The sequence below is a fragment of the Thermus sp. CCB_US3_UF1 genome, from assembly GCF_000236585.1.
Lineage (GTDB): Bacteria > Deinococcota > Deinococci > Deinococcales > Thermaceae > Thermus.
In genome coordinates, this window is record NC_017278.1 from 1,202,007 (window position 1) to 1,222,328 (window position 20,322).

A 20,322-nucleotide genomic window follows, 5' to 3' on the forward strand; every position below is an offset into this window, starting at 1 on the left:
GGGTATGGGTTACATTCGCTTGCGTACGGAGATCCCCGGACCCAAGAGCCGGGAACTGCTGGAACGCAGGGCCAAGGCCGTCTCCCGGGGCCTGGCCCAGGCCAACCCCATCGCCGTGGCCCGGGCCCACGGGGCCTTGGTGGAGGACGTGGACGGGAACCTCCTCGTGGACCTGGCGGGGGGGATTGGGGCCCTGGCCGTGGGCCACACCCCGGAGGGGGTGGTGGAGGCCCTGAAGGCCCAGGCGGAGCGGTTCATCCACGTGTGCGCCATCGTGGCCAACTACGAACCCTACGTGGCCCTGGCCGAGGCCCTGAACGCCCTCTACCCCGGTCCTGGACCCGCCAAAACCCTGCTGGCCAACGGGGGAGCGGAGGCGGTGGAGAACGCGGTGAAGCTGGCCCGGGCCTATACCGGAAGGGCCGGGGTCATGGTCTTCGAGGGGGCTTACCACGGGCGCACCAACCTCACCATGGCCATGACCTCCAAGTACGCCCTCTTCAAGAAGGGCTTTGGCCCCTTCGCCCCCGAGGTCTACCGCCTGCCCGTCCCCAACCTCTACCGCACCCCCCAGGGGATGACCGAGGCCGAGTACCTGGAGTGGTCCTTGTGGAACCTGGAAAACGCCCTGGTGGCCCACATCGACGGCTCGGCCTTGGCGGCCATCGTCATCGAGCCCGTCCTGGGGGAGGGAGGGTTTATCCCGGTGCCCCACGCCTTCTTGCGCAAGTTGCGGGAGATCGCCGACCGCACGGGGGCCCTCCTCATCGCCGACGAGGTGCAGTCGGGCTCGGGGCGTACGGGGCGCATGTGGGCCATTGAGCATAGCGGGGTGGTGCCGGACCTCCTCGTTTCCGCCAAGAGCCTGGGGGCAGGGATGCCCATCAGCGCGGTGACGGGGCGGGCCGAGGTGCTGGATGCCCCCCATGTGGGCGGGGTGGGGAGCACCTACGGGGGCAACCCCTTGGCGGCGGTGGCGGCCCTCGAGGCCCTGCGGATCCTCCAGTCCCCCGGTTTCCTGGACCGGGCCCGGGAGATAGAGGCCAAGGTGCGGCAGGTGTTCGAGCCCCTCAAGGCCCGGGTACCCGCCCTGGGGGATGTGCGGGGCCTGGGGGCCATGATGGCCCTGGAGTTCGTAAAGGACCCCAAGAGCAAAGAACCCTGGCCCGAGTTTGTCTTGGAGTTGGTGCAGCGAAACGCCGAGAAAGGGGTGATCACCATCCGGGCAGGGCTTTACTCCAACGCCCTCCGCTTTCTTCCCCCCTTGGACATCCCCTTGGACATGCTGGAGGAGGCCCTGGGGGTGGTGGCCGAGAACATCCAGGAGGTGTATGCCGCCCTTGCCTGAACCCCTCCTTCTTTCCCCGGACGGCCGCTTCGCCGTGGTCCAGTCCCAGCCCTGGATGGCCGGGGCCCTGGAGGCCATCCAGGAGGCCAGTTTTCCCACCCTCTCCCGGGAGGAGCGCATGACCCGGGAGCATTACCTTGCCCACATGCGCATCTTCCCCGAGGGTCAGCATGCGGTGGTGGAGCGGGCTACGGGAAAGGTGGTGGCCTGTTCCACCGATTTCCGCACCCGGGTGGATTTCCACCACTATCTCCACCGCTACCTGGAGGCCGTGGCCGGCAACTGGCTTACCCGCCACGACCCCGAGGGGGATTGGCTCTATGGGGCGGATATCGGCGTCCTGCCCGAGTACCGCGGCCAAGGCCTTTCCAAGCTCCTCTACCAGGCCCGGCAGAACCTGGTGCGCCGCTTGGGCCTCAAGGGCCACGTGGCGGGGAGCATGCCCAAGGGGTACCACCGCTACGCCCAGGCCATGCCCATTGAGGAGTACGTGCACCGGGTGGTCCGGGAAGAGCTGATGGACCCGGTGCTTTCCGTCCAGCTCAAGCGGGGCTACCGGGTCTACGGCATCCTCCCCGACTACCTGGAGGACCCCAGCTGCGGGAACTACGGGGTCTTCGTGGTCTGGCGCAACCCGGAGGTGGGCTGGTGAGGGAGGTGGTGGGCCGCATCTACGCGCCCGATGCCCAGGGGCGGTACCGCCCTTACCGCCGCCTCTGGGTGCGGGAAGGGCGGGTGGCGGGCCTGGAGCCGGGACCAGGAGAGGGTGAGGCCGTTCTGCCCGGCTTCCACGACGCCCACGTGCACGTCTGGAAGGTGGGCCAGCTCCTCACCGACCTGCTGGACCTGCGGGAGGTGCGCTCCCTGGATGAGCTGGCCAGCCTCCTGCAAGAGCGCGACCGGAGGCTACCTCCAGGAACCTGGTTGCTTGGCCGGGGCTGGAACGAGGCGGGGCTGGGGGGGATTCCCAATCGGGATTTCCTGGACCGGATCCTTCCGGGCAGGCCCGTCCTCCTCACCCGCACCTGCGCCCACATCCACGCCCTGAACTCCCGGGCCCTGGCCTTGGCGGGGATCGGCCCCGACACCCCAGACCCCCCCGGCGGGGAGATCCGCTATGGGGAGGGCCTTCTCCTGGAACGGGCCTACGGCCTGGTGGAGCGGGTCCTTCCCCGGCGCACGGTGGCGGACTACCGCCGCTACGTCCTGGCGGGGGCCCGGCACCTCCTCGCCCAGGGGATTACCTCGGCCCTCGAGGCGGGCGCCGACCCCCTGCTCCTGGAGGCCTACCGCTCCTTGGACCGGGAGGGGCTCCTCCCCTTGCGGGTTTCCGTCTTGGCCATCCTGCGCCCCGACGGGGAGGAGACCACCTACCCCCTGCCGGAACCCTACCGTTCAGAGCGGCTTCTCATCGCCGGGGTGAAGCTCTTTGCCGATGGGGGGCTTTCCGGAGCCTCGGCAGCGGTGAGCCGCCCCTACCGCGGGGTGGGGGGGAAGGGGGTGTTGCGCCTCCGCGCCGAGGAAGTGTACGCCCTAGCCCTCCCCGCTCACCGCCAGGGCTTCTTCGTGGCCACCCACGCCATCGGCGACGTGGCCATCCGCGAGGTGCTCCTGGCCTACGCCCGGCTTTACCGGGAGGATCCCCGGCCCCTCAGGCACCGCCTGGAGCACTTCGGCCTGCCCGGGCCCAGGGAGCTGGCCCAGGCCCGGGCCCTGGGGGTGTGGGCGGTGCCCCAGCCCATCTTCCTTCAGGAGCTGCGGGAGAACTTCCTCCGCTACCTGCCCGAGGGTTTCCTGCCCCGCTGCTACAACCTGGGGCGCATGGAGCGGGCGGGGCTATCCTTGGCCTTTTCCTCCGATGCCCCGGTGGTGCGGGAGGTTTCCCCCCTGCGGGGGGCTTTGGCCGCGGCCCGCCACCCCCTCTTTGGGCGCGGGCTTCCCTTGGAGCGGGCCCTTCTGTACTACACTCGCCCTGAGGCCAGCGGCTTCCCGGCCATGCGCCTCTGGCCTGGGCACCCGGCGGACCTGGTGGTCTTTTCCCATGACCCTTTCGCCCACCCGGAGGAGGCCCGGGTGGTGCGCGTGGAGGTGGACGGTGTGGCGGTCTTTACGGCTTGACCTGAAGGCGCAAAAGGCGTACTGGCAGGAGGTTTCCCCCGAGGAGGTGGCCTGGGGCGGGCGCTACCGTACCGGAAGCCTCCTCCTGGAGCGGGAGGCCTACCGCTTCGACCCCCTTGCCCCGGAAAACCCCCTGGTTTTCGCCGTGGGCCCCCTGGCGGGCACGGGCTTCTCCAACGCCAACCGCACCAGCGTGGGCACCCGCAGCCCCCTCACCCTGGGCATCAAGGAGGCCAACGGCGGGGGCACCTTCGGCTACGCCCTGGGGCAGATGCGGCTCGCCCACCTGGTCCTGGAGGGGGAAAGCCCCAGCTGGGTGGTCCTGCGCCTCACCCGGGAGGGGGAGGTCTTCTTTGATCCGGCGGAGGGGCTTTTGGGCCTGGGGAACTTTGAGGCGGCCAAGAGGCTGTTCGCCGCCTACGGCCGCAAGATAGCCTTCGCCCTCCTGGGCCCGGTGGGGGAGTACGGGGGCCTCCTTTCCGGCATCGCTTTCTCCGATACCGATGGGCGCCCTTCCCGCCTGGCGGCCCGGGGCGGGGTGGGGGCGGTGATGGGGCGGAAGCGGGTGAAGGCCATCGTGGTGGAGGTCCCGGGCAGGGTGGAGGTTTGGGACAAGCCCAAGGTCACCGAGGCCATCCGCCGCTACGCCGGCCTCCTGCGGGAAGACCCCCTGGTGATGCAGTTCTACAACGCCATCGGCACCATGGGCATGGCCGACTTCCAAAATGCTTTCGGCGGACTGCCCGTGCGCAACTTCCGCGAGGGGCGCCTGGCCCCTCCCGAGGCCTTCCGCATGGGGGGGCAGTACATCGCCCCCCTCAACCGGGCCCGGGGGGGGAAGCACACCCACGCCTGCATGCCGGGGTGCGTGATCCAGTGCTCCAACGTGATCGTGGACGAGAAGGGGGAGGAGGTGGTCTCCCCCCTGGAGTACGAAACCATCGGCCTTTTGGGCACCAACTGCGGCCTTTCTGACCCCGACGCCCTGGCCCGCCTCAACCGCATGGCCAACGACCTGGGGGTGGATACCATCGAGACCGGGGCCACCCTGGCCCTCCTCATGGAAAAGGGCCAGGCCGCCTGGGGGGACTACGCCTTCATGGAGGCCAAGCTGAGGGACCTCTACACCCCTTCGGAGGAGTCCCGCCTCCTCGCCCAGGGCACGGCCCGGGTGGGGGAGGCCCTGGGCCTCAAGCGGGTTCCCGTCATCAAGCGCCAGGCCATCAGCGCCTACGACCCCCGGGTGGTGGAGGCCACGGGCATCACCATGATGCTCACCGCCCAGGGGGCCGACCACACCGCGGGGAACGCCCCCCGGCTGGAAACCCGGGCCATGGGGGTGGCGGAGGTCCTCGAGGCCAGCTACCAGGCCCAGGTGAACGCCGCCGCCAACGACGCCCTGGGGCTTTGCGTCTTTGGGGGCAGCGTGACCAACAAGCAGGTGGCCTTCATCGTGGAGAGCGTGAACGCCGCCCTGGGCACCGCCCTCACCCCGGAGTTCTGGCGGACCCTAGGGGAGGAGGTCTTGCGGCTGGAGCACCGCTTCAACCACCTGGCGGGCTTCACCCACGAGGACGACCGCCTGCCCGCCTTCTTCTACGAGGAGCCCCTTCCCCCCAAGGGCTACACCGCCCGCTTCCGCCCCGAGGACCTGGCCCCCCTTTACGCGAGGCTCCACCAGGGATCGTAAGCTTCGGGCCGCCGCGCCCCAGGGGGAAGCCCCTCCCCCAGCAAAAAGGCCTTGGCGAAGAGGCGGGCCAGCTCGGGGAAGGGGTCTTTGGGGATGCGTTCCAGGGCGTAGAGGCTCACCGCGTCCGCCAGCCCCCTTAGGGCCTCCTTGGCGTACCAGGAGCCTTCCTCCTCCAGGCGCTTCAGGACCCTTTGCGCGTGGGCCAGCGCCAGAGGGCTTGCGGCCAGCAGGGCCAGCAAGGGCTCGTGGGCCCGCTTTTTGGCCAGGGCCTCGGCCATGTCCAGGGCCTGGATGTTGGCCGGTCCCTCCCATATGGGGGTGATGAGGGCTTCCCGGTGCCAGCGGGCCACCCCGTACTCCTCCAAAAAGCCCAGGCCCCCAAAGAGCTCCATGGCCAGGCCGGTGATCTCCGCGGCGTGTTCCGCGGTCCGCCCCTTGGCCAGGTGGGAGAGGAGCCGGGCCAGGTGGTAGTCCGGGCTGTAGGGGGGGCGTTCCTGCCACACCCGGTCAAAGGCCTGCACCGCCAGGAAGGCCAAGGCGGTGCCCGCCACCTGCTTGAGGCGCATCCAAAGGAGGTCCCGCTGGATGAGCTCGTGCTCCAGGAGGGTTTTCCCGAAAGCGGTGCGCCGCCTTACGCGGAAGAGGGCTTCCAGATGGGCCTTTTTGGCGATGCCCATGGCGGCCACGGCGTTGGCCAGCCGGCTCACCGTAAGGTTTTCCAGGGTGTAGTAGATCCCCTCCTCGGCCTGCCCGATCAGGTAGGCCAGGCTCCCCTCCAGCTCCACCTCCCCCGAGGGCACCGCCCGGGTGGCCAGCTTCTCCTTGAAGCGCCGCACCCGGAAGTTGAGCTCCCCCCCTACCCGCCGGGGCAGGAGGAAGAGGGCCAGGCCCTTGGGTCCGGGCGGGGCGCCCTCGGGCCGGGCCGTGACCAGGGCGTAGTCCGCCAGGCCGGCCCCCGAGGCGAAGTACTTGTCCCCGGCGTAAAGGCGGTAGGCTTCCCCTTCCCGCCGGGCCACGGTCCGGTTGGCCCCCAGGTCGCTTCCTCCCTGGATCTCCGTCATCCAGGTGGCCCCGTAGGCCTGGCCATAGAGGAGTTCCCGCTTTACCCCTTCCCACTCGGGGGCGTACTTGTGCAGGGCGTAGGCGGTCTGCTGGGTGATGGTGAGGATGCAGTAGAGGCCCCCGTCGGCCAGGAGGTAGCCGAAGGCGTAGTGGAGGGGCCAGCCCCGGCCCTCGTAGGCGGGGCGCATCATGGGGCGCAGCTTGGCCAAGAGGGCCTCCTGGGCAGGGGAGAGGAGGGCCTGGTCCAGGCGGCGGCCATCCAGGTCGTGCATGAGGAGGCGGGGCGGGGCCTCCTGGTCCACGTGGTGGGCCACCTTCAAGACCTCCTTCCCCACCAGCCGGCCAAAGGCCCCCAGCTCCTCCTGGGGAAGGCCGGGGGCAAAGGTATCTAGGATCGCTTTCAGGTCCGGGTCCAAAGCATAGTGATCCTCGCCTTGGCTGTAGAAGCGGGCTTTCATGGGTACCTCCGCCCCCGAGGCTACCCCTGCGGCCCCGGGCGGGTCAAGGGGGCTTACTTCACAATCAAGTAGTTTGAAGTAAAATAATATGGCGGCATGGTCTGGGAGGTGCTGGGCCGCATCTGGCGCCTGCAGCGGGCCCTGAGGGAAGAGGCCGAGCGGGGCCTGGCCTCCTTGGGGCTTTCCGGCCTCGAGGCCTGGCTCCTTTGGGTGCTGAAGCGCCACCCCTACCCCTCCGAGGCCGCCCGGCGCATGGGCCTGCCCCTGCCCACCGTGAGCCACATGCTCCGCCGCTTGGAGGAGGGGGGGTTCGTGGCCCGCTCCCTGGACAGGGCCGACCTGCGCCGCTTCGCCTTCCGCCTCACGGCCAAGGGGGAGGAGGCCTTTCGCCGGGCGGAAGCCCTTATGGAGGAGGCCCTGGGCCGCCGCCTGGCCCGCCTGCGCCCGGATGAGGTCCAGCACCTCCTGACGCTTTTGGCCAAACTGGAGGAAACATGAACCCCACACCGCAAGAAGTCCGCTACACCATGGTGGGCATCCTTCTGGGGATGTTCTTGGCCGCCTTGGACCAGACCATCGTCTCCACCGCTATGCCCCGGATCGTGGGGGAGCTTAAGGGGGCCGAGTACTACGCCTGGGTCACCACCAGCTACCTCCTCGCCTCCACCATCTCCGCCCCCATCTTCGGCCGCCTCACGGAGCTTTTTTCCCGCAAGGCCATCCTCCTTTGGGCGGTGGGGCTTTTCCTCCTGGGCTCAGCCCTCTCCGGGCTTTCCCAGAACATGGGCGAGCTCATCCTCTTCCGCGGCCTCCAGGGGGTGGGGGGCGGGGCCCTTTTCGCCCTGGCCCTCACCACCATCGCCGTCCTCTTCCCGCCCCGGGAGCGGGGGCGGCTCGCTGGGGCCTTTGGGGCCATCTTCGGCCTTTCCTCGGCGGTGGGGCCTTGGCTTGGGGGACTCCTCACCGACCACCTTTCCTGGCGCTGGGTCTTCTACATCAACATGCCCGTGGGGGCGGTGGCCCTCGGGTTCATCCTCCGCTACATGCCCCGCCTGAAGCCCGCCCACCGGGAGCCCTTTGACTTCCTGGGGGCAGGGCTTCTGGTCCTCTGGACGGTGCCCCTGATGCTGGCCTTCTCCTGGGGGGGGAGCACCTACCCCTGGGGGAGCCCGGTCATCCTGGGCCTCCTGGCCGGGGCCTTGGTGGGCCTGGGGGTCTGGATCCTGGCCGAGGCCCGCATCCGCCACCCCCTCTTTGACCTCTCCGTCTTCCGCATCCCCACCTTTTCCCTCTCCGCCCTGGCCGCCTTCTTCTACGGACCGGCCTTCCTGGGGGCTGTGGCCTTCCTGCCCCTTTACCTGCAGGTGGTGAAGGGGGCGTCGGCCAGCCAAAGCGGGGTGACGGTCCTCCCCCTCACCCTGGGGGTGATGGTGGGGAGCCTGGGGGGCGGGCAGCTCCTGGCCCGGCTGGGGCGCTACAAGGGCCTTCTCTTGGGAAGCGCCCTGTTTCTCCTGGGCCTTTTCCTCCTCCTGCACTTCGTGTTGGCCGTGGAAACCCCCTTGTACCTGGTGGTCTTCCTCTTCTTCCTCCTGGGCCTGGGGCTGGGCCCCGCGCAGAGCGTCCTCAACATCGTGGCCCAGAGCGACCTCCCCCGGGAGCGCGTAGGAAGCGGCACCAGCATGGTCCAGTTCACCCGGCAGATCGGCTCCACCATGGGCATCGCCCTCCTGGGCACCGTCCTGGCCGGGAGCCTAAGCCAGCACCTGGCCCAGGCCTTCCCCGGGGGGAGCACCCCGGCCATGGCCCGGGCCGGGGAGGGGATGGCCCTGGACCTGGACCGGGAGTTTGCCCGCCTCGAGGCCCTCTTGCCCCAGGCCCTGGCGGGGGAGGAGGCCGCCTACCGGGCCCTGGTGCAAGACCCCTTCTTGCCCGCGGCGTACAAGGAGGCCCTGGAGCCCGGGGGGCTTCCCGCCCGCTTCGCCCGGCTGAAAGAGGAGGTGACCAAGGCCCTGGCCGGGGATGAGGCGGCGCGAGAAGCCCTTGCGAAGGAACCCTTGCTCCCCTCAGAGCTCAAGGCCCTCCTCCTGCCCGGAGGCCTGGTCCGGGGCACCCTAGACCTCCTGCAAAGGGCCTGGTCGGGGGATGGGGCGGCCCGGGAGGCCCTCCTGGCCACCCCCCTGGGGGCCGGGCTGAGGCCCCTCCTGGACACCCCTCCTCCCCCTGCCCTTCGCCCCACGGTCCTGGCCCAGGTGGAGGCCCGCCTCCGGGGGGAGGCCGGGGCCCTGGTGGCCCGGGTGGGGGCGGGCTTGAAGGCCGCCCAGGCCCAGGCCCTCCAAGAGGTACCCCGCCAGGTCCTGGCCCAGCTGGAGGCGGTGAGGGCCAAGGTCAAGGGGGCCCTGATGGAGGGCATCGTGGAGGCCCTAAAGCGCATCTTCCTCTTCGGGGCGGGCTTTGTGGCCCTGGCGGTCCTGGCCATGGCCTTCCTCCCCAACCGGGAACTCCAGGCCGCAAGGCCTCTCCCCTCGGTAGAGTGAGGGCGTGGAGGGCCTTTACCTGGTCTTGGGCGGTGGGCTTTCCGGGGTTTCCGAGGAGGCGGGCCGCTTGGCCCAGGCCCTGGCCCGCTTCCTCCTGGCCTCCCCTCCGCCGGGGCTTCGGGAGGCCGTGCCCGCCTACAGCACCCTCTACCTGGAGTACGACCCCGCCCTCCTTCCCCGGGCCCGGCTCCTGGCCCACCTCCGCCGCGCCCCCTTGGCCGAGGCGGAGGGGCGCGAGGTCATCCTCCCTGTGCGCTACGACGGGGAGGACCTCCCGGAGGTGGCCCGGCGCACCGGCCTTTCCCTGGAGGAGGTGAAGCGCCGCCACCAGGCCCCCCTGTACCGGGTCTACGCCCTGGGCTTCACCCCGGGCTTCCCCTTCATGGCCCCCGTGGACGAGGCCCTGCGCCTTCCCCGCCGCCCCCACCCCAGGCCCCGGGTGCCCGCCCACGCCGTGGCCATGGCCGGCCCCCAGACGGGGGTCTACCCCCTGCCTTCCCCCGGGGGGTGGCACCTCTTGGGCACCGCCCTGGTGGCCGTCTACGATCCCCACCGCCCCGAGCCCTTCCTCCTCCAGCCTGGGGACCGGGTGCGCTTCCGGGAGGCCCAGGGCCCCGCCCCGCCCGAGCCCCTTCCCCTGGAGCTCCTTCCCCCAAGCCCCAGGCTCCCTGCCCTTAGGGTGGAGGAGGAAGGGCTTTTGGACCTGGTGGTGGACGGGGGGCGGTTCCTCGCTGCCCACCTGGGCCTGGCCCGCTCGGGGCCCCTGGACCCCTATTCCGCCCATCTGGCCAACCGCCTGGTGGGGAACCCTCCTGGGGCTCCCCTCCTGGAGGTGGCCTACCGGGGTCCCGTCCTCACCGCCCTCAGGCCCCTGGTGGCGGCCGTGGCGGGGTACGGCCTGGTGGCCCTCCTGGAGGGGGAGGAGATCCCCCCGGGGCAGAGCTTCTTCTGGCCCCAGGGCAAGACCCTCCGCTTCCGGCCCAAGGGCAAGGGGGTGCGGGTCTACCTGGCCCTGGCCGGGGGCCTCGAGGCCCACACCTTCCTGGGCTCGGCTTCCCCCGACCTCCGGGGCCGGGTGGGCCGTCCCTTACGGGCCGGGGACCTTCTGGGCCTAGGGGAGGAGCGGCCCGTCCGCCCCGGGCGGGCCTTTCCCCAGAGGCCCCTCCTGCCCTTCCGCTTCCGCCTCCTCCCCGGGCCCCAGTACAGCCCGGAGGCCCTGGCCGCCTTCCTTTCCGGAAGCTTCCGCGTGGTCCGGGCGGACCGGATGGGGGTGGAACTGCAAGGCCCCGAGGTCCCGGGAGGGGAGGGGCTTTCCGAGGCCACGCCTCTAGGGGGGATCCAGGTCCCGCCCTCGGGCAGGCCCCTGGTCCTCCTGGCCGACAAGGGCAGCCTGGGCGGCTACAGCAAGCCCCTGCGGATCCATCCCCAGGACCTTTGGCGGCTGGGCCAGGTTTGGCCAGGAGTCGAGCTTATTTTCACGAGCGAGGGAAATCGTGAAAATATACACAAAATCATCCCCCGCCTGCCCTGGGAAGGGTAGGGGCTAGAGGGCCTCCACCACCATGGCGATGCCCTGGCCGACCCCGATGCACATGGTGGCGAGGCCGAACTGGACCTTGCGCCTTGCCATCTCGTGGACCAGGGTGGTGAGGATCCGGGCCCCCGAGCACCCCAGGGGATGGCCCAGGGCGATGGCCCCGCCGTTGGGGTTGAGCCTGGGGTCTTCCATGGGGAGGCCCCACTCCCGCAGCACCGCCAGGGCCTGGGCGGCGAAGGCCTCGTTGAGCTCCACGAGGCCGAGGTCCCCTAGGGTAAGCCCTGCCCGTTCCAGGGCCTTCCGGGTGGCGGGCACGGGGCCGAGGCCCATGATCCTCGGGGGCACCCCGGCCACGGCCACGCTGCGGATGCGGGCCAGGGGCTTGAGCCCGTGGGCCTTGGCGTAGGCATCGGAGACCAGGAGCACCGCCGCCGCCCCGTCGTTTAGGGGGCTGGAGTTGCCGGCGGTCACCGTCCCCCCTTCCCGGAAGACGGGCTTGAGCTGGGCCAGGCGCTCCAAGGAGGTGTCCCGCCTGGGCCCCTCGTCCACCGCCACCAGGGCCTCCTCCTTGCCCCGCTTCACGGGGATGGGGACCACCTCCTCCTGGAAGCGCCCCTCGTCCCAGGCCCGCACGGCCTTTTGGTGGGAGAGGAGGGCGAAGCGGTCCTGCTCCTCCCGGGGGATGCGGTACATCTCCGCCAGGTTCTCTGCGGTTTCCCCCATGCTCTCCGTGCCGTAGAGGGCCTGCATCCTGGGGTTGACGAAGCGCCAGCCCAAGGTGGTGTCGTACATCACCTGGTTGCCGGTGGGGAAGGGCTTTTCCGCCTTGGGCACCACGAAGGGGGCGCGGGACATGGACTCCACCCCGCCCCCCACGTACACCTGGCCCTCCCCGGCCCAGATGGCCCGGGCCGCCTGGGCCACCGCCTCTAGCCCCGAGCCGCAGAGGCGGTTCACCGTGCAGCCGGCCACCTCCACGGGGAAGCCGGCCAGGAGGAGGGCCATGCGGGCCACGTTGCGGTTGTCCTCCCCGGCCTGGTTGGCGCAGCCGGCGTAGACGTCCTCCACCTCCTCCTTGGGGACCCCGGCCCGTTCCATGAGGGCGCCCAGCACGTGGGCCAGGAGGTCGTCGGGGCGCACCGGGGCCAGGGCCCCCCCGTGCCTGCCGATGGGGCTTCGCACCGCTTGTACGATCCAGGCTTCGGGCATGGTTTTACCTCCCACGGAGGGTATGGCTGGAGTCTAAAGGGGGTGGGGGGAGGCGTCAACGCCTGTGGTTGAGAAGGTAAGCACGAACCGGGATAATCGTGAACACAAGCACAAACTAAAACCCCCGTCCGTACACCACCACCAACTCCCTCTCCAGCCCCTCGAGGCCCTCCACCGGCAGGCGGCAGGCTCCTTCCCGGCAAAGGTAAAGCCGGCCAGGCTCCTTGCCCTCCAGGCCGGGAAGGGCCCCCGCAGGCCCCACCACCAGCTGGGTCAGGGGCAGGTGGAGCCGCCGCACCTCCTCCCAAAGGGGAGAGGGGAGGGGAACGGCCAGCTCCGAGCCCTGGGCCAGGAGACGGTGGGCCAGGAGGAAGCCCGGCAGGGCCTGGGGGTAACGGCCAAGCCAGAGGGCCTTCCCCTGCAAAAGGGCCTCCGCCCGTTCCCGAAAGTCCCCGCCCAAAAGGGCCTGCAGCCGCCAGAAGGCCTCGGCCAGGGCGCTTTCCCCGGAGGGAAGGGCCCCTTCTTCCACCTCCCGGGCGGGCAGGGGCAGGGCTCCCTCCTTCCCCAGGGCCTCCCAGGCCGCCTCGGCCAGGCTCCGGGCGGCGTCCAGGTAGGGCCACTCCCCGGTGGCCGCATAGAGTTCCAAGAGGGCCAGGGCGGCGAAGCTCTGGTCGCTGAGGAAGGCCTCCTCCCCGAGGCTTCCCTCGCGCCAGACGTGGCGCAGAAGGCCCTCCCTTCGCATCCTCCCCAGGAGGAAGTGGGCCCCCTTGCGGGCGGCCTCGAGGTACCGCCCTTCCCCCAGAAGCCTCCCCCCTTGGGCCAGGGCCCGGACCGCCAGGGCCGACCAGTCCGCCAGGACCTTGTCGTCCAGGGCAGGGGGCATGCGGCGGCGCCGGGCGGCCAGGAGCCTGGCCCTAACTCCCTCCCGCCAGGCGGCAAACCCCTCGCCCAGCTCCCGCCCCACCACCTCCTCCCCCCAGGCGGTGAGGACGGACCGCTCCCCCAGGTCCTCCCCCAGGGCGAAAAGGCGCTCCGCCAGGGAAAAATCCGCTCCCAGGGCCGCCTTAAGCTCCTCCCTGGTCCAGGTGTAGTACCGCCCCTCCTCCCCCTCGCTCTCCGCGTCCAGGGCGGTGTAGAACCCCCCTTCCCGCCCCTGCAGGGAAAGGAGCCAGTCCAGGGTTTCCCGGGCCACGCGCAGGAAAAGGGGGTCCCCGAACACCCGGTGGGCCTCGAGGTAGACCCGGGCCAGGAGGGCGTTATCGTAGAGCATCTTCTCAAAGTGGGGCACCCGCCAGAAGCGGTCCACGCTGTAGCGGTGGAAGCCTCCCCCCACCTGGTCGTACACCCCGCCCAGGGCCATGGCCCGAAGGGTTTTGCGGAGGATGCGCCTGGGCTTCTCCTCCCCCTGCCAGGCCCGGGCCAGGAGGTAGAGGAGGAGGGGGGGCTTGGGGGAAACTTGGGGGCGGGGAGGAACCCCCCCACTCGGGGTCAAAGGCGCGCTCCAAGGCCTCCAGGGCCCTTTCCTCCATCCCTTGGGGCAGGGGCCCCGGGGGCGGGGAGAGGCTTCGCCAGAGGGCCTGGGCCAGGCGTTCGGCCTCCTCCAGGATCCCTTGCCGCTCCTCCTGCCAGGCCCGGGCCACCGCCAGGAGGACCCGCTTGAACCCGGGAAGCCCCTTTTGGTCCTCCTTGGGGAAGTAGGTGCCCCCAAAGAAGGGCTTCCCCTCCGGGGTGAGGAAGAGGCTCATGGGCCAGCCCCCCTGGCCGGTCAGGCTCACCAGGGCCCGCATGTAGGCGGCGTCCACATCGGGCCGCTCCTCCCGGTCCACCTTGACCGGGACAAAGTGGGCGTTGAGGAGGGCGGCCACCTCGGGGTCCTGGAAGCTTTCCCGGTGCATCACGTGGCACCAGTGGCAGCTGGAGTAGCCCACGGAGAGGAAGAGGGGCTTGTCCTCGGCCCGGGCCCGGGCGAAGGCCTCCTCCCCGAAGGGGTACCAGTCCACGGGGTCCTGGGCGTGGGCCAGCAGGTAGGGGCTCCTTGCGCCTTGCAGGCGGTTGGCCATGCCCTCCAGGCTAGCCTAAAGGGGGGAAGGGCGGCCTCCCCTTCCTTACAATGGGGGGCATGGTGCCGGACGAAACCCTGAGGGCCTGGCTCCAGGAGGACCTGGGCCACGGGGACCTCACCAGCCTCCTCACCGTGCCCGAGGGCCTCGAGGGCGAGGCAGTCATCCTGGCCAAGGAGCGGGGCGTTCTCGCCGGGCTGCCCGTGGCCGCGCGGGTCTTTGCCCTGGCGGAGGCGCGCCTGGCCTTCCTTCCCCAAAAGGAGGAGGGCGACCCCATCGCTCCCGGGGAGGAGGTGGCCCGGATCCGGGGCCCCTTACGGGGCATCCTGGCCGGGGAGCGGCTGGCCCTCAACCTCCTCCAGCGCCTTTCGGGCATCGCCACCCTCACCCGGGCCTACGTGGAGGCCCTGGCGGGGACCCGGACCCAGGTCCTGGACACCCGCAAGACCACCCCCGGCCTCCGGGCCCTGGAGAAGTATGCCGTCCGGGTGGGCGGGGGAAGGAACCACCGCTTCGGCCTCTTTGACGGCATCCTCCTCAAGGAGAACCACCTCCGGGCCGCTGGGGGGGTCAGGGCGGCGGTGCGCCGGGCCAAGGAAGGGGCCCCCCACTACCTCCAGGTGGAGGTGGAGGTGACGAACCTGGAGGAGCTGGAGGAGGCCCTGGCGGCGGGGGCCGACCTCATCCTCCTGGACAACTTCCCCCCGGAGGCCATGCGCGAGGCCGTGCGCCGGGTAGGGGGGAGGGTCCCCCTCGAGGCCAGCGGCAACATGACCCTGGAGCGGGCCCGGGCGGCGGCAGAGGCCGGGGTGGACTACGTGAGCGTGGGGGCCCTCACCCATTCCGCCAAGGCCCTGGACCTTTCCCTTCTCGTGGTCCGCCCGTGAGGAGCTGGGGTGCTACCATGAGGGCATGGCGCGCTTCCAGACACGCCAGGCCGCGGCCCTGGAGGGGTTCTCCCATGCCCGGTGGCCCTTGGCCCTCCCTAGCCTCCTGGTTCCAGCTGGCGCCAGGTGAGCCTGGCGGAGCGAGGTTTCCTTGACCCAACCATGGAAGGAAAAACCCTGAACGAAGCGGTAGAGCGGCTCAAGCGGGAACGGCAGGCGGTTATCCTGGCCCACTCCTACCAGCTCCCCGAGGTGCAGGAGGTGGCGGACTTCGTGGGGGACTCCCTGGGCTTAGCCCGGGAGGCCCAGCGAACCCGGGCCCGGGTGATCGTCTTCGCCGGGGTGCACTTCATGGCCGAGACCGCCGCCATCCTGAACCCGGAGAAGACCGTGCTCCTGCCGGACCTCGAGGCCGGCTGCTCCCTGGCGGACAGCATCCGCCCCGAGGACATCCTGGCCTGGAAGGAGGCCCACCCGGACGGGATCGTGGTGGCCTACGTGAACACCAAGGCCGAGGTCAAGGCCCTGGCCGACGTCTGCGTGACCAGCGCCAACGCCGTGGAGGTGGTGGCCCGCCTGCCCCAGGACCGGCCCATCTTCTTCGTGCCCGACATGTTCCTGGGGGCCCACGTGGCCCGGGAAACCGGGCGGAAGCTGGACCTTTTCCCAGGGGAGTGCCACGTGCACGCCGGGATCCGGGAGGAGCACCTAAAGGCCCTTTTGGAAACCCACCCCGAGGCGGAGTTCCTCATCCACCCCGAGTGCGGCTGCGGCTCGGGCTGCCTCTACCTGAAGCCCGACGCCAAGCTGCTCTCCACCGAGGGCATGGTCCGCTACGCCAAGGGGGCCCAGGCCCAGGCCTTCGTGGTGGCCACGGAGGTGGGCATCCTCCACCGCCTCAAGAAGGAAGCCCCGGGGAAGGCCTTCATACCCGTCAAGCCCGACGCGGTCTGCCCCTACATGAAGCGGATCACCCTGGAAAAGATTTACCTCTCCCTCAAGGAGATGCGCCACGTGGTGCGGGTACCCGAAGGGGTGGCCCAACGGGCCAGGCGGGCCCTGGAGGCCATGGTGGCCGTGGGGTAGGCATGCGCACCCTCACCGCCGACCTCCTGGTCCTGGGGGCTGGGGTGGCGGGGGTCTACGGGGCCCTGGCCGCCGAGGCCCGGGGGGCCAGGGTCCTCCTCCTGAGCAAGGACCCCCTGCCCTCGGGCTCCACCCCCTGGGCCCAGGGCGGGGTGGCCTTCCCCTTGGACGAGGCCGACCTCGAGGCCCACCTCCAGGACACCCTCCGGGCAGGGCGGGGCCTGGTGGAGGAGGGCGTGGCCCGCTCCATCCTGGAGGAGGCCCCGCGCCACCTGGAAAGGCTTCTGGCCTGGGGGCTTCCCTTCCACCCCGAGCCCACCCGGGAGGGGGGGCACTCCCGCCCCCGGGTGCGCCACCTGGGGGGGGACCGAAGCGGCCTCCTCCTCCTCCAGGGCCTCCTGGCCCGGCTTAGGGGCCCGGTGCTGGAGGGCCACCTGGCGGCAAGCCTCCTGGTGGCCGGGGGGCGGGTGGCGGGGGCCTACGTCCTCTCCCCCGAAGGCCCCCTTTGGGTGCGCTCCGGGGCCGTACTCCTGGCCACAGGGGGCCTGGGGCGGCTTTTCCCCGTGACCACCAACCCCCCGGGGGCCACGGGGGACGGGATGGTCCTGGCCTGGCGGGCCGGGGCCACCCTGAGGGACTTGGAGTTCGTCCAGTTCCACCCCACCGCGCTTCCCGACGGCTCCTTGGTGAGCGAGGCCTGCCGCGGGGAAGGGGCGGTGCTCCGGAACGCCCGGGGGGAGCGGTTCATGCCCCGCTACGACCCCCAAGGGGAGCTGGCCCCCCGGGACGTGGTGGCCCGGGCGGTGTTCGCCGAAGGGCAGGCCACGGGAGGGGTTTACCTGGACCTCCGCCCCATCCCCAGGCTGGAGGAGCGCTTCCCCAGCGTCGTGGCCCAGGCCCGGGCCCTGGGGCTGGACCCTTTGCGGGAGCCCCTCCCCGTGGCCCCCGCCGCCCACTACGCCATGGGGGGGGTGCGGACGGACCCAAGGGGCTTCACCGGCCTCCCGGGCCTCTTCGCCGCGGGGGAGGTGGCCTCCAGCGGCCTCCACGGGGCCAACCGCCTGGCCTCCAACAGCCTCCTGGAGGGCCTGGTCCTGGGGGAGCGGGCGGCCTTGGCGGCCCTGGAGGACCTGGCCTTTCCCCTAGGGGCCGAACCCCTGCCTGCCCCGCTCCTGGATCCCGGGCTTCTTCCCGCCCTTCGGGCCCGCATGGGGGAGGCGGCGGGGGTGGTGCGCCGGGGGGAGGGGCTGCGGGAGGCCCTGGCCTGGGTCCAGGGGCTTCCCCTGGAGGAGGGCCTGCCCGGGGCCCTGGAGGCAAGGCCCCGCCTCGAGGCCGGCCACCTGGCCCTCCTGGCCCGCCTCCTCCTGGAGATGGCCCTCCTCCGTGAGGAAAGCCGCGGGGCCCACTTCCGCCAGGACTTCCCCCAACCAGGCCCCGAGGCCTACCACCTGGAGGCCCAGGGCACTTCCCTCCGCAAGGTGCCCGTGGGGGTATAATGGGCTCCGGAGGTTTCCCATGAAAGGCCACCCGGAGGTCATCCAGAGCCTGCAGGAACGGCTTTCCGAGGAACTCGCCGCCATCTTGCAGTACATGGTCCACGCGGAGATGGCGGAGAACTGGGGCTTCAAGGCCCTGGCCCGCCACCTCAAGGCCCACGCCATCACCGAGATGCGCCACGCGGAAAAGCACATTGAGCGCATCCTCTTCCTGGAGGGCTTCCCCGAGGTGAGCCGGATTGGGGAGATCCGGATCGGGAAAAACGTGGAGGAGATTCTCTTCAAGGACTACGAGGGGGAGCTTCAGGCGGTGAAGGGATACAACGAAACCATGAACCTGGCCCAGTCCCTGGGGGATAACGGCACCCGGGACCTGGTGGCGGAGATCCTCAAGGACGAGGAGGCCCACGTGGACTGGCTGGAAAGCCAGCGGGAGCTCAAGGAGCAGATGGGCCTCGCCAACTACCTGCAGTACCTGGCAGGGGAGGCCGACTAGCCCACGGGGGCCTTCAGGTTCCTCCGGGCCCAGCGGTCAATGGCCTGGATGACTTCCTCCAGCTCCCGCCCGGCCTGGGTGAGGCTGTACCGGGTCCGGGGTGGCATGTAGGACTCCACCCGCTTCTCCACCACCCCCAGGGCCACCAGGTGCTCCAGGCGCTGGGAAAGGGTGGCGGGGTTCACCCCCCCGATGGCCCGGGAAAGTTCGTTGAAGCCCTTGGGCCCCTCCAGGAGGGCCCGGACGATGTGCAGGGTCCATTTCTCCTGGAGGAGGTTCAGGGCGGCGTAGACCGGGCAGAAGGCCTCGGGCTCGGCCATACCCCCATGGTACCACCTAGGGGGCGTCCCCGGTCCCCTGGCGGGCCACCAGGGTGAGGACGGTGTAGGCGGCCACGGTCTTCCCCTCCTGGTTCACCACCTCCACCGCCCACTCCACCACCCCCGTCTTCTCATCCCGGGGGCGTTTGGCCTTCACCGTGAGCCGGGCCTGGAGGGTGTCCCCCGCCCCCACGGGCTCGGTGAAGCGCAGGCCCTCGAGGCCGTAGTTGGCCAGGACCGGCCCTGGGGCGGGGTCCACGAAGAGGCCGGCGGCGGCGGAGAGGACGAAGTACCCGTGGGCCACCCGGCGGCCAAAGAGGCTCTTCTGGGCCGCGATCTCGTCGGTGTGGGCGTAGAAGTGGTCCCAGGAAAGGTGGGCGAAGAGGGCGATGTCCGCCTCGGTGAGGGTGCGGCGGTGGGTCCAGAGGGTTTCCCCCACCTCCAGGGCCTCGTAGGGCTTGCGGAAGGGGTGGACCGTGGCGGGCTTCTCCCCTCCCTTGGCGTACTCCCCCGTGAGGGCCTGGAGGGTCAAGGGGTCAGCCTGGAGGGCCAGGCGGGCCAGGTGCCGCCTCACCGAAAGCATCCCTCCCAGCTCCTCCCCCCCTCCCGCCCGCCCCGGCCCCCCGTGGAGCAGGCGGGGCAGGGGAGAGCCGTGGCCGGTGGAGCTGTGGGCGTTCCTGCGGTTCAGGAGGTGGAGGCGGCCCACATGGCCGGAGAGGCCCTCGAGGAAAAAGCGGGCCTCCTCGGGGTCGGGGGTGGCCAGGGTGGCCGCCAGCATCCCCCCGGCCAGGCGGGCCAGGCCCACCGCCTCCTCCAGCGTGCGATAGGGGAAGAAGGTGGCCACGGGGCCGAAGGCCTCCACCTGGTGGAGGGGAGGGCCATAGGGGTCCTCTGCCAGGAGCAGGGTAGGGGGGAAGAAGGCCCCGTCGGCCCGGCCGGGGTGGCGCCAGGCCAGCCTGGCCCCCCCCTGAAGGAGGGCTGCCACCGCTCCCTCCACCTCGGCCTTCTGCTCCAAGGAGGCCAAGGGGCCCAGGTCCACCGCCTCCTCCCGGGGGTCCCCCAGGCGGAGGCCCTCCAGGCGGGCCTGGGTGGCCTGGAGGAGGGCCTGCAGGCGGTCTTCGGGCACCAGGACCCGGCGGATGGCCGTGCACCGCTGTCCCGACTTGATGGCCAGTTCCTGGGCGATCTCCTCTGCCAGCCTTTGCAGTTCTTCCTCCCCGGCCTCCATCCCCAGGATGGCGGCGTTGAGGGAGTCGGTTTCGGCGTTGAAGAAGGCCCCCCGTTCCAGGAAGGCGGGGTGGCGCCGCAGGCGGTCGGCGGTGGCCTTGGAGCCCGTGAAGTAAAGGCTATCCCGGTGGTCCAGGGCCTCGAGGGCCTCCCCCAACCCCCCGGCCACGAACTGCAGGCTCCCCTCGGGCAGGAGGCCCGAGGCCACCATGCGCCGCACCAGCCCCTCGGCCACGTGGGCCGTGGGGGTGGCGGCCTTGGCCAGGGTGGGCACCCCGGCCAAGAAGGCGGGGGCGAACTTCTCCAAAAGCCCCCAGACGGGGAAGTTGAAGGCGTTCACCTGGACCGTGATCCCCCCCTTGGGGCCCAGGAGGTGCCGCCCCTGGAAGGAAAGGTCCTTGCTTAGGGGGAGGTTTTCCTCCTCGGGGAGGAAGTTGCCCTCGGGCAGGTTCCGGGCCAAGCTGGCGTAGCTGTAGAGGACCCCGATCCCCCCGTCCACGTCGTACCAGGCGTCCCGCCGCGTGCCCCCGGTGGTGGCATAAAGGCGGTAAAGCTCCTCCTTGTGCTCGGAAAGGTAGGCCGCCAGGGCGCGAAGCCTCCTTCCCCGTTCGGGGAAGCCCAGGGCCAGAAGGGCCCTGCCCCCCACCTCCCGCCCCCAGGCCAGGGCCTCGGCCAGGGGCAACCCCTCCGAGGTCACCCGGGCCAGGACCTCCCCGGTGGTGGCGTCCCGGAGGGGGACCCCCTCCCCTTGGCCCTCCCGCCACGCCCCCATGAGGTAGCTCTTCACCTTCATC

15 protein-coding genes and 1 pseudogene are annotated in these 20,322 nt (G+C 70.9%); 11 read left to right on the plus strand and 5 right to left on the minus strand.

The features are described 5' to 3' along the window. The first annotated feature begins 4 nt into the window (after positions 1 to 4). The 4 genes from TCCBUS3UF1_RS05960 to TCCBUS3UF1_RS05975 are packed head-to-tail and all read left to right on the plus strand — an operon-like array spanning position 5 to position 5,156. On the plus strand, positions 5 to 1,348 hold the full coding sequence (locus TCCBUS3UF1_RS05960) for an aspartate aminotransferase family protein (RefSeq protein ID WP_014515610.1): 1,344 nt from the start codon (positions 5 to 7) through the stop codon (positions 1,346 to 1,348). Continuing rightward, positions 1,332 to 2,000, plus strand: coding sequence for a GNAT family N-acetyltransferase (locus TCCBUS3UF1_RS05965; RefSeq protein ID WP_014515611.1), 669 nt, complete (start codon positions 1,332 to 1,334; stop codon positions 1,998 to 2,000). Before TCCBUS3UF1_RS05960 ends, TCCBUS3UF1_RS05965 begins: the two co-directional genes overlap by 17 nt. After that, on the plus strand, positions 1,997 to 3,466 hold the full coding sequence (locus TCCBUS3UF1_RS05970) for an amidohydrolase (RefSeq protein ID WP_014515612.1): 1,470 nt from the start codon (positions 1,997 to 1,999) through the stop codon (positions 3,464 to 3,466). Before TCCBUS3UF1_RS05965 ends, TCCBUS3UF1_RS05970 begins: the two co-directional genes overlap by 4 nt. Continuing rightward, entirely contained in the window at positions 3,444 to 5,156 is a 1,713-nt protein-coding gene (locus TCCBUS3UF1_RS05975) for an aldehyde ferredoxin oxidoreductase C-terminal domain-containing protein (protein WP_014515613.1), read from the plus strand. The genes TCCBUS3UF1_RS05970 and TCCBUS3UF1_RS05975 overlap by 23 nt, the downstream gene beginning before the upstream one ends. On the opposite strand, the gene TCCBUS3UF1_RS05980 is transcribed toward TCCBUS3UF1_RS05975, so the two are convergent. Beyond that, positions 5,129 to 6,676 carry an acyl-CoA dehydrogenase family protein gene (locus TCCBUS3UF1_RS05980; protein WP_014515614.1) on the minus strand — a complete coding sequence of 516 codons (1,548 nt, stop codon included), beginning with the start codon at positions 6,674 to 6,676 and terminating at the stop codon, positions 5,129 to 5,131. The two genes, TCCBUS3UF1_RS05975 and TCCBUS3UF1_RS05980, sit on opposite strands and share 28 nt — an antisense overlap. A 96-nt stretch (positions 6,677 to 6,772) precedes the next feature. Here TCCBUS3UF1_RS05980 and TCCBUS3UF1_RS05985 point away from each other — a divergent pair, with 96 nt between their 5' ends. Genes TCCBUS3UF1_RS05985 through TCCBUS3UF1_RS05995 form a run of 3 tightly spaced genes read left to right on the plus strand, consistent with a single transcriptional unit; the run spans position 6,773 to position 10,750 of the window. Further along, a complete protein-coding gene (locus TCCBUS3UF1_RS05985) occupies positions 6,773 to 7,174 on the plus strand; it encodes a MarR family winged helix-turn-helix transcriptional regulator (protein WP_014515615.1) in 402 nt (133 codons plus the stop codon). After that, positions 7,171 to 9,210, plus strand: coding sequence for an MDR family MFS transporter (locus TCCBUS3UF1_RS05990; protein WP_014515616.1), 2,040 nt, complete (start codon positions 7,171 to 7,173; stop codon positions 9,208 to 9,210). Before TCCBUS3UF1_RS05985 ends, TCCBUS3UF1_RS05990 begins: the two co-directional genes overlap by 4 nt. 4 nt (positions 9,211 to 9,214) lie before the next feature. After that, entirely contained in the window at positions 9,215 to 10,750 is a 1,536-nt protein-coding gene (locus TCCBUS3UF1_RS05995) for an urea amidolyase family protein (RefSeq protein ID WP_014515617.1), read from the plus strand. A gap of 3 nt (positions 10,751 to 10,753) precedes the next feature. Here TCCBUS3UF1_RS05995 and TCCBUS3UF1_RS06000 read toward each other — a convergent pair whose 3' ends face one another. Next, positions 10,754 to 11,956 (minus strand): acetyl-CoA C-acyltransferase, encoded by a 1,203-nt coding sequence (locus TCCBUS3UF1_RS06000; protein WP_014515618.1) that lies wholly within the window; start codon positions 11,954 to 11,956, stop codon positions 10,754 to 10,756. 115 nt (positions 11,957 to 12,071) lie between these two features. After that, a pseudogene (locus TCCBUS3UF1_RS06005) lies at positions 12,072 to 14,016 on the minus strand (thioredoxin domain-containing protein). Positions 14,017 to 14,075: 59 nt separating this feature from the next. Here TCCBUS3UF1_RS06005 and nadC point away from each other — a divergent pair. The 4 genes from nadC to bfr all read left to right on the plus strand — a co-directional run bounded on the left by nadC (position 14,076) and on the right by bfr (position 17,981). After that, positions 14,076 to 14,903, plus strand: a complete 828-nt coding sequence (gene nadC / locus TCCBUS3UF1_RS06010; protein ID WP_014515620.1) for a carboxylating nicotinate-nucleotide diphosphorylase — start codon at positions 14,076 to 14,078, stop codon at positions 14,901 to 14,903. A 162-nt stretch (positions 14,904 to 15,065) separates the two neighbouring features. Further along, the gene (gene nadA / locus TCCBUS3UF1_RS06015; RefSeq protein WP_014515621.1) at positions 15,066 to 15,989 is read left to right on the plus strand and encodes a quinolinate synthase NadA; all 924 of its coding nucleotides are present in this window, start codon (positions 15,066 to 15,068) and stop codon (positions 15,987 to 15,989) included. Positions 15,990 to 15,991: 2 nt separating this feature from the next. Further along, positions 15,992 to 17,485, plus strand: a complete 1,494-nt coding sequence (locus tag TCCBUS3UF1_RS06020) for an L-aspartate oxidase (protein ID WP_014515622.1) — start codon at positions 15,992 to 15,994, stop codon at positions 17,483 to 17,485. Positions 17,486 to 17,504: 19 nt separating this feature from the next. Then, a complete protein-coding gene (gene bfr / locus TCCBUS3UF1_RS06025) occupies positions 17,505 to 17,981 on the plus strand; it encodes a bacterioferritin (RefSeq protein WP_014515623.1) in 477 nt (158 codons plus the stop codon). On the opposite strand, the gene TCCBUS3UF1_RS06030 is transcribed toward bfr, so the two are convergent. Beyond that, a complete protein-coding gene (locus TCCBUS3UF1_RS06030; protein ID WP_014515624.1) occupies positions 17,978 to 18,301 on the minus strand; it encodes a helix-turn-helix domain-containing protein in 324 nt (107 codons plus the stop codon). The genes bfr and TCCBUS3UF1_RS06030 overlap by 4 nt on opposite strands. A 16-nt stretch (positions 18,302 to 18,317) precedes the next feature. Further along, on the minus strand, positions 18,318 to 20,321 hold the full coding sequence (gene paaZ, locus TCCBUS3UF1_RS06035) for a phenylacetic acid degradation bifunctional protein PaaZ (protein WP_014515625.1): 2,004 nt from the start codon (positions 20,319 to 20,321) through the stop codon (positions 18,318 to 18,320). Position 20,322: the final 1 nt, after the last annotated feature.